The sequence below is a fragment of the Nocardia africana NBRC 100379 genome, assembly GCF_001612635.1.
Taxonomy (GTDB): domain Bacteria; phylum Actinomycetota; class Actinomycetes; order Mycobacteriales; family Mycobacteriaceae; genus Nocardia; species Nocardia africana.
In genome coordinates, this window is record NZ_BDAV01000040.1 from 1 (window position 1) to 9750 (window position 9750).

3 protein-coding genes are annotated in these 9750 nt (G+C 65.4%); all 3 read left to right on the forward strand.

Annotated elements, in window-relative coordinates; all coding sequences use genetic code 11:
* The first annotated feature begins 92 nt into the window (after window positions 1–92).
* Window positions 93–6533, forward strand: coding sequence for a MobF family relaxase (gene mobF, locus NA3_RS34770; RefSeq protein ID WP_062969122.1), 6441 nt, complete (start codon window positions 93–95; stop codon window positions 6531–6533).
* A 404-nt stretch (window positions 6534–6937) separates the two neighbouring features.
* Window positions 6938–8824: a hypothetical protein gene (locus NA3_RS34775; protein WP_062969123.1), complete on the forward strand. Its 1887-nt coding sequence runs from the start codon at window positions 6938–6940 to the stop codon at window positions 8822–8824.
* Between the two features lie 125 nt (window positions 8825–8949).
* Window positions 8950–9750, forward strand: an 801-nt coding sequence (locus NA3_RS34780; protein WP_174561134.1) for an IS256 family transposase, incomplete at its 3' end; no start/stop codon positions are given.

The window sequence follows — 9750 nt, forward strand, 5'->3', positions numbered from 1 at the left end:
TTTTGAATAACGCGTATTTCATACCATGAGTATTAATACCAATGGTATCAAACGAATTCCTGGCTATTTAGGTGCGATTGGCATGTCATGGAATGGTGGTCGCGACCCTGCACAAGATTTCTGCGGGCGACGGATACCTGTACTACACACAGCAAGTCGCCAAGCAGGACGTGTCCGCTCGCGGTTCCACCAGACTGAGCGACTATTACTCGAGCAAGGGTGAAGCACCGGGCCGCTGGTACGGGTCCGGCCTGGCGGGACTGACAGTCACCTACCGCGACAAGACGATCGACGAGTCGGCCGTCGAAGCCGGCTCACCGGTGACCGAGGACCAGATGCGAGCGTTGTTCGGTCAGGGCCATCACCCCAACGCTAACGAGATCCGCGACTGTGTCATCGCACGCGAGGTGAAGGTCGGCGCCCGGCGGCGCCACGCGATACTCGCCGCCGACCGCGCGGCGATGCTCGGGGCCCCTTTCCGTATCTATGACGGTGCCAGCGAATTTCGCAAACGATGTGCGATGGCGTTCGCCGACTACAACGGTGACCTGGGGTTGCCCACTCGCACGGCGATTCCGGACGAGGTGCGTTCGCAGATCCGTACCGGGATCGCCAACACCATGTTCCGCGAACAGTTCTCGCGGCCGCCGTTGGACCAGCGGGAATTGTCGGGGTGGGTGGCGCGGAACTCACGGCTTCAGATCAATGCGGTCGCGGGCTTCGATTGGACCTTCACGCCGGTCAAGAGCGTGTCGGCGTTGTGGGCGCTGGCACCGCGTGAGGTGTCGGAAAAGATCGCCGACGCTCATCAAGCCGCGATGGCGACCGCGGTGGAATTCCTCGAGCATCACGCCACCTTCTCGCGGCTGGGCCGCAACGGTGTTCGCCAGGTCGAGGTCGACGGACTGGTGTGTGCGGTATTCGACCATCGAGACTCCCGTGCGGGCGACCCCAACTTGCACACCCATATCGTCGTCGCCAACCGCGTGCGCACCAGCGAGGGATCGTGGCGCACTCTCGACGGCACGATGTTCTATCGCTTCGCTGTCTCGGCCAGCGAAATCTACAACACCACACTGGAAATCGAGCTGCTGCGCCGGTTCAGCGACGCCGACCGCCAGCACTATCGCATCGAGTTCGCTCCGGTCCCCACCAGCGATCCGGGAAAGCGGCCGGTGCGCGAGATCGTCGGCATCGCACCCGAACTGGTCGAATTCTGGTCCAAACGGGTCGCCGCGATCACCGCCCGCACCGGCGAGCTTGCTGCGGCGTTCGAGCAGGCCCACGGGCGTGAGCCACGCCCGGACGAGCTGCACAAAATCACCCAGCAAGCCACGCTGGACACCAGGCCCGCGAAAAAGGCCCACCGGTCGCTGGCCGAGCAGCGTGAGCAATGGTGGCACGACGCCGTCGCGGTACTCGGAAGCCCGGAGCGTGTGACGCGCATGCTCGCCCAGGCCCTGCACCCACGCCTGCTGAGTTTTCCTGTCATCGACAGTCAGTGGATCGCCGAGCGGGCCGACGAGGTGATCGCCACCGTGTCCGGTGAACGCGCGACGTGGCAGTACCCGCATGTTCGCAGCGAAACCGAACGCGTTGTGCGCGGCCGGATCACCGCCCCGCAGCAGTGGGCGGAGGTGACCGCCCGCATCACCTCGCAAGTACTGGCACCGAACCGAGCGATTGCCCGCGGCGACCCCGACATCGCCGCGCAACCGGAACTGCGGCAGGTGCCGGCGATCTACCGGCGCAGCGACGGCTCCAGCGTCTACAGCACCGTCGCGTCGCAGTCCTACACAACACCCCAGACCCTGGCCGTGGAAGCGCGGCTGGTCGAGCTGTTCAACGACACCGGTGCCCGGGCCGTGCCTGCAGCGGCGGTCCAGGACGCGGTGCGCGCGTATCACCGTGATCCTGCCCACGGTGGTCTGCGCCTGAACCAGGACCAGATCGCGGTCATCGCTCGCTTCGCGACCTCGGGCCGTCGTTTCGATGTCGCGAATGCTCCCGCCGGTACAGGCAAGACCACTGCGATGGGTGTGCTCGCCGATGCGTGGCGTTCGGAGGGCGGCACAGTGCTCGGTTTGGCGCCCACCGCGGCAGCCGCTCACGATCTCGGCGCCGACATCCGTGCCCGCACAGACACGCTCGACAAGTTGTTGGCCGTGCTCGACGCGCACACACCGACCCCACAACGCCTCGCCGAGTCCCCCGACCCGGTCGCGTCTTTGCCGCAGTGGGTGCTCGACATCGACAACCGGACGTTGGTGATCATCGACGAGCATGTCCGCATCGTCGACCCGAAGCGGTTGCAGGCCATGACGTTTCTGATGATGCGGGGCGCGACGGTGCGATTCCTCGGCGACCTGGAACAGCTGCCCGCGATCGGGGACGGCGGCGCGGCCGCCGACATCATCGAGGCCGCCGACGCGATCACCCTCAGCAACGTCGTCCGCTTCGCCGAACCGGCCGAAGCCACCGCCACCCTGCTACTGAGAGAAGGGGATCCAGCCGGATTCGGCTTCCACCTCGATCGCGGCCGCGTGCACGCGGGCAGTCCCGCCTCGGTCATCGACGCCGCCTACACCGCCTGGGCCAGCGACATCGCCGCCGGCCGCGACGCGGTCCTGCTCGCGCCCACCCACGTCATCGTGGGCGAGCTCAACCAGCGCGCCCGCGCCGACCGACTCGCCACAACCACCGCCCCGCGTGGACCCGAAATCGAGCTGCCCGACGGTTCATCGGTGTCGGCCGGTGACACGATCTGCACCACCAGCAACGAACGCCGCCTCACCGTCGGGCAGTCCGGCGACTACGTGCGCAACGGCTACCGATGGCTCGTGACGACGGTGAGAGCCGACGGCAGCATCACCGCCACCCGACTGGAGAAGGGACGCGCGAGCGGCGTCAGCGTGGTCCTGCCGCCCGAGTACGCCCGCTCGCACGTGCGGCTCGGGTACGCGTCGACGATCGATTCAGTACAAGGCATCACCGCCGATTCCTGCCATACGGTGTTGCGCGGCAACGAGTCCCGCGCACAGCTGTATGTCGCGCTCACCCGCGGCCGCCTGGGCAACTACCTGTATCTGACCACCACCCTCGACGGCAGCAACGAAGGCGCGTTCTATTCCGACCTCGCCGCCCACCCGCGCACCGCGCTGGAAATTCTCGTCGCGATCCTGAGCCGCGACCGCACCCACACCTCCGCTGTCCGTGAACTCCGCGACGCCCTCGACCCGCTGACCCGGCTGGGACGCGCCACCGACGTGTACACCGATGCCCTCGGTGTCGCGATCGAACACGCGCTCGGCACCGAAGCCATGCACGAGATCGACACCGCCGCCGAACACCTGTACCCGGGTTTGACCAGCTACCCCGCCTGGCCGGTGCTGCGCCAGCACCTCGCCACCCTCGCCCTCAACGGCAGCGACCCGGCCGCAGAACTCGCCGACGCCATCGCCTCCCGCGAACTCGCCACAGCCAAAGACGTTGCCGCGGTCCTCGACTGGCGCCTGGACCCCTCCGGCGCTCACTCCCGCGCACCGGGACCGCTGCCATGGCTGCCCGCCATTCCCGACGAGGTACGCGCTGATGCCACTGTGGCCGCGTTCCTCGATGCCCGCGTGCGCATCATCACCGATCTCGCCGATGCCATCCGCGCCACCGTCCGCGATTTCACTCCCCTCACAGCACCGGCGTGGGCGCGGCCCCTGCTCGGCGCCGATCCGCGGTTGATCGCGGACCTGGCCGTGTGGCGCGCCGCCAACCACATCCAAGCCGCCGACACCCGCACCACCGGGCCCGTGCGCTACACCGCTGTCGAGCGACGCCACCAGCTCGAACTCGACGCACGCGTGACCGATGCCATCGGCGACATCCACCTGGCGACCACCACATGGGAACCGGTCATCAAACGCATCGAAGCGCGCATACTCGCCGATCCGTTCTGGCCGATCCTGGCCGACCGCCTCGAAACAGCCTCCCTCGCAGGCATCGACGTCGAAGCCATGCTCGACACCGCCGCCCAACAACGGCCGCTGCCCGACGAGCTCGCCGCGGCCGCCTTGTGGTCACGTCTGAACCTCGACCCCGCCGCACTGGCGGGTGCATCGACACTCACACCGGACTGGATCCCCGCGCTGATCGACGTGTTCGGGCCCGATCTCGCCGACCGCATCATCAACGATCCCGCATGGCCCCAAGTGGTCGCCGCGGTCGAAGCGGCCGAAATCGCCACAGCGACCGCCTGGACCTCCATTGACATCCTCACCACCGCAGGGGAATTGCTCGCCGCCGACCGACCCACCGGCGGCGTACGGCCCGATCAGCTCACGACCGCGCTGGCCTGGTGCATCGACGCCATCGTCCACCACGTGCCCACCTCGCCACCACACCCGGCCGAACCGCCCCCGGCCGCCGAGCCGCCATTCCCCGATCCGCAGAACGCCGCCGCCGAAACCGTCCCTGCGCCGGAGGACACCGACATGTCCGAACCCGAGCCCCCACCCGCCGATCCCACACCAGCACCGCCGCTGGCCGAGGGCATCCTTGTCGTCGCCGAGTTGTTCCGGCTTGGCGCGCACCGCAACGGATCGATGGAACTGTCGCGCGTGTGGGCCGAGGCCACCGACGAGGAACGCCGCACCGTGATGCGGGTCGAAGCCACACTCAAAAGCTATCCATGGGTCATCGCCCAGGCGCGCCTGCAAGCCGCCGCCCGCGACAACCCGCACCTGGGAGAACTCATCCGCGCGTGTATCCCCGTGACCGATCCAGGCGTATACCGGCCGACCACGGCATCCAGCGACATATCACCGGCTCCATCGCCCATCCCTGCGCCGCCAGTGGATGTGTCACAACTGCAGTGGAAGCCACCTGCCGACGACGTCGAGCGGCGTACACAACGCCGGATCCTGAAAACCCTCGAACAGTATCCCTTCCCGGAAGCGCAGCGCCGGCTGCGTGCCGCGGCTCGTGACCTACCCGAACATCGCGAGCTCATCTTGCAACACATCCCCGAGACGGATCCGGGACTCCATCACCCCGGCGACCCCGCACGCGATCCAGTCCGGCAGTGGAATCCTCAACGCAAGACGAGATCCCGCATCGATCCCCGCCGACGCGTCCCCGCCGACCAGCAGCGCGGCGCCTCGAGGATCGTCGAGGACTACTTCGCCGAACAACCCGACCGCTATCTCACCCAGCCCTCCCCCGACGACCGCTCCACCCACGACGAATACACGACACCGTCGCCCGCGCCATCAGCCGAGATTGGCGATGTCGCCGACGCTGCACCTTCTGAAGGCACCACAGGCACCGAACCTCGGCACCACGAAAGAGAGCAGGAGACCGTCACCGCAGCGGAAAATGGGGGTCGCCGCAAACCCCCGCGGCCTGTGCGACTCACCGGCGACCGCCAGGAGTACGACGGCGGACCATTCGAGCCCAACATTGAGAATCTGCGCGGGTTGGCATGTGTGGCGTGCATGCTCGAACGACCTGTCGCCGACACCGGCATGATGCTCTCGCTCGAGCGCCACACCGCTGATGCCGGGTTGTGCACCGACTGCCGCGAGGCCGGACGCCCCGGCATCCCCGACCACGCGCCCGCGGACTATCTACGCGCTCGTTGCCAGTTCATCGCCGACACCCACGGCCCGGAGAACGCTCGCGGGCTGCTTCGGCGTGACTTCCGCAACTCCCCCAGGCTCAGAGTCCGAGTCGCGATCGCCGAATGGGTCGCCGACAACCTCCCCGCAACCGAACACCCACCAGGCGCGGAAGCCGAAGCCGCTGTCGCGGACAACGATCCGCTGTTCACGCTCACCGACGCCGCACTAGACGCGCACGCACAAGACCTGCGCCAGCGCATCGAACTCGCCGACACCGACGCGATCCTCACCGACGCCCCGCACCCGGGTGACGCGAACACCGCCCCCGCCGAAGAGCACGACCAGATCCTGGCCGCCATCACCGCCGCCCGCGAGGCTCGAGACACGTTCCAGGAGACCGGCACTCGACTGCACGCCAACCGATCCGCGATCCGCGACACCAACAACCAGATCGAAGCGACCCCGCGGCTCGCGCGCAGCGATCGCCGCCGTCTCGAAACCGAACTCAAGGACCTGACCCGCACACATGGCGAGCTCGAGGCACAACTCGCAGACGCACGCCGCGCCGCGCGAGAAGCCCACCGCGACGCCGTACTCCAAGCCGGCCCCGAACCAGGATGGGACCGCATCCTCCACCAAACCGCACCCACTCCCGCAACCACCACTCCGGCACCGGATTACGAGTCCGCTGCGCGAGTCGCCGCAACCGCCGAACACGCCGCACAGTTGAAGCAACGCTGGCAGCACGAACTCGACGCCGCAGACACAGAACGTCAACGGCGAGACGAACTCACACCCGACCAACGCCGCCGCGAGGAGCAGCTACGGACCCGTGACACGATCGAGCCCCATGCCGTGCACGCCGCCAGCCGCGACACTGAGGCCGGTTTGGATGTCGATCAGCCCGACACAGGGCTGTAAGTTCTCCCGAACAAATTGCACGCGCTCGGCGGACCCCGGCGCCGTATGCGGATCGATGCCTCAAATCCCCTGTGTCGTAGGTGGTCAAGACGCTGGACGTTCTGGGCCGTCAGGCTAGGCAAGCCCTGCAGAGGTGGACTTGCCGACTACCACCTCCGACTGCGCAATGCCCCGGTCGTTCGCCCCCTCGCTTACTCCGATGTTCATGCCCTGATCACGGAACGTGGTGGCCGCTTGCCAGCCATACGTTGGGCAAAATGTAGCCGGACCGAGCGAGCTAGTCCGCGCAGCAGCCGCAAGGAAAATTTCGACCGCGATCGGGGCCGAACCCTGGTGGTATCGGCACACCCTGGACATATCCTTCCATCTGCCTGTTCCTATCTCCCGAGTCGAGCGAGGTGCGAGTGACCATCCCAGAGGACGAGCGATGGCTCAGCGAACTTGTCGCGATTCTGAACGAGCAGGTTGTCGTCTACACCGATGTGATGCCGGTCCCCTACGCCGCCGTGGAACTGCTGGCATGGCTCCACGACCCACGCGACTTCCAACCGATCCAACACCGCGACTGGCAATCGGCGATTCGAGACTATAAGGAGAGCTTCCGCCTCACTGGCCCTCGACTGCAAAGGTTCTTGCAGAACGAGCACCGTACCCTCGAAACTCAACTGGACAGTCTGTTCACGGAGATAAACGGCAAGCACGAACTCGATGAACATGCACGCGCCGCGGCAGCGGCAGCGGTCGACAACCTTCTCGCGGCGACCGTCTCCGACCCAGCGGTGATCGCAGCCTGGAAGGACATGATCAAGGAGACTCAGAGCACGGCCAGGCACACCGACTGCCTGGAGTCCCGCAGGCAATGTTGGTTAGCGATCATCGAACTGCGCCGCCAGAGCACAGATGAAATCGTTCGCCGGTGCGCCGAGATCCTGAACAACAGCGACGCGGCCCCCCAACATCTCCTCAGTCTCCTCACTGCGGACAAGAAGCAGGATCTCGTGATCAATGAATCCGAACCACTCCGTCCATTCCAGAAGCTGGCCCTATGCGAAGCCGTACTCACCGCCCCGACTCCGACCGGCGACTGCGTGGTATGGCTGCGTTTCGACGGCGCCCACATAAGACAGATGGAGATCGCGCACGGCAACATCAACCTCTATGCCGCACAACTACTGGGTCCGCTCGTCGGCCGTGTCGATTCCAGTTCTGCCTTGAAATTCAGGCCACCCGAACTCGCTACCCCCATACGAAACCCTGGCACAGACGAGGAGATCCGGTGGGACGAGGATCCCGGAATCGTCTACGTCCGCGTATCTTTGGACGCTATCCCGCTGCACCTGGCGGTGTCACAAGCGAGAGCGATCGCCGCCACATTGGTCCAAATCACCGACCCGCTCCCCGGCACCTGGCATCTGCACCACAGCGAAACCGTCTATATCGACGGGAAACTACGACGCGGCGGGACCTGGCCCCAAACAAGTGCAGCTGCCCGACAGGCTCGTCGCCACATCGACGACATCGGTCACCGTCTCGAAGATGTCGGCGCCATAACCACAATCACGGGCATCGCGACCATCGAACAGGTCAAGGTCGCGCTGAGTTTGCGTTCGGCACTGACCAGCGCATGGGATACCGGGCCAGTCGAGTTGGTTATGGCCGCTGTCCGAGCGCTCGAACACGTGACCGCGTGGGCGGGTGGTCACGACTGGACGACGTTTCTGAGCAAACGATTCCGCAACGCGGTCTCCCACGTTCAACTCGTCGAATTCGTCAACACCGTGATGGAAGCAACTGCGGCGAACACTCCTTCCAATGAACCGTTTGCAGAGCCGCCCGAGGAGTTGCAGCGATTGACGAACGACTTCCACGAATGGAACGGCCAGGCAGACCAGCTAATTCCTCTTGCGGCAATCGGTCACGCCGCCGCGCTCCGCGATATCTTCGCCAACCATTGGCTACACCGTGCCCTGGCCGAGGTAGCGGGCGCCTTCGAGTCCGGTACCGTACTCAACGCGAAACTGGAAGCAATCGACCGGCGGTTCGACCGCCACCTGGACCGCCTTCGCCGCGTACGTAATTCCGCTATCCACGGCGGCCCGATCACAACCGGCACCTGCGAAACAATCGCCAGTTTCGCTTTCCACCTCAGCCGATACTGCCTTGAGCAGGCTTTGCTCGCGAACCTCACCGGGGGCGATATTCCCGACCACATCGAACGATTTTCCGATGACCAAGCATCTCGCCGAAACATGGCCATAGCACAGCAATCTTACGAACGACTATTCACCTAACCGGGGTTCCGGTAGTAGTCGTGCGGAAAACAACGACAATGGCTTGACCAGCGGCGGATGTCGGGACTGTACAAACAACGGTGTAACTCCGAATCAAGGAGTGGCACTTGATGTCTGATACGACAATGGTCGATGTGGCCGATACTGCTTCGGTGGGCAAGCGCAAGCAGGCGAAGACGGACCTGAACACCGAATTGGTGGGCGAGCTGGTCGCCCAGGCCCGCGCCAGCGGGCTGCAGCTGACCGGCGAAGGTGGGCTGCTGGCCCAGCTGACGAAGCTGGTGGTCGAATCCGCCCTCGACGGCGAGATCACCAACCTCGGTTACGAGCACGGCGACCCGGCCGGGCGTGGAACACCCAACTCCCGCAACGGAACCCGAGCCAAGACAGTAGTGACCGATGTCGGTCCGGTCGAGATCGACGTCCCGCGTGACCGGGAGGGGAGTTTCGAGCCGCAGATCGTTCGCAAGCGCCAGCGCCGGTTGAACGGGGTGGAGAACATGGTGTTGTCGTTGTCTGCCAAAGGGCTGACTCACGGTGAGATCTCGGCGCATCTGCGCGAAGTCTATGGCGCCGAGGTGTCCAAACAGACGATCTCGACAATTACCGACAAGGTGATCGACGGGATGACTGAATGGCAGAACCGGCCCCTCGACAGCGTCTATCCGGTGATCTTCCTCGACGCCATCCACGTGAAGATCCGCAATGGGAAGGTCGCCAACCGGCCCATCTATGTCGCTCTTGCGGTGACCTGCGAGGGTGGGCGCGAGATCCTCGGGTTGTGGGCCGGCGACGGCGGTGAGGGCGCAAAGTTCTGGCTGCAGATCCTGACCGAGCTGAAAAACCGCGGCGTCGAAGACGTCTGCATGCTCGTCTGCGACGGCCTCAAAGGTCTGCCCGAGGCGATCGGGCAGGTCTGGCCGGCC

Excerpts from the sequence above, each read along its gene's own strand:
- mobF (WP_062969122.1), top strand. The coding sequence starts at position 93 with ATGGTGGTCGCGACCCTGCACAAGATTTCTGCGGGCGACGGATACCTG.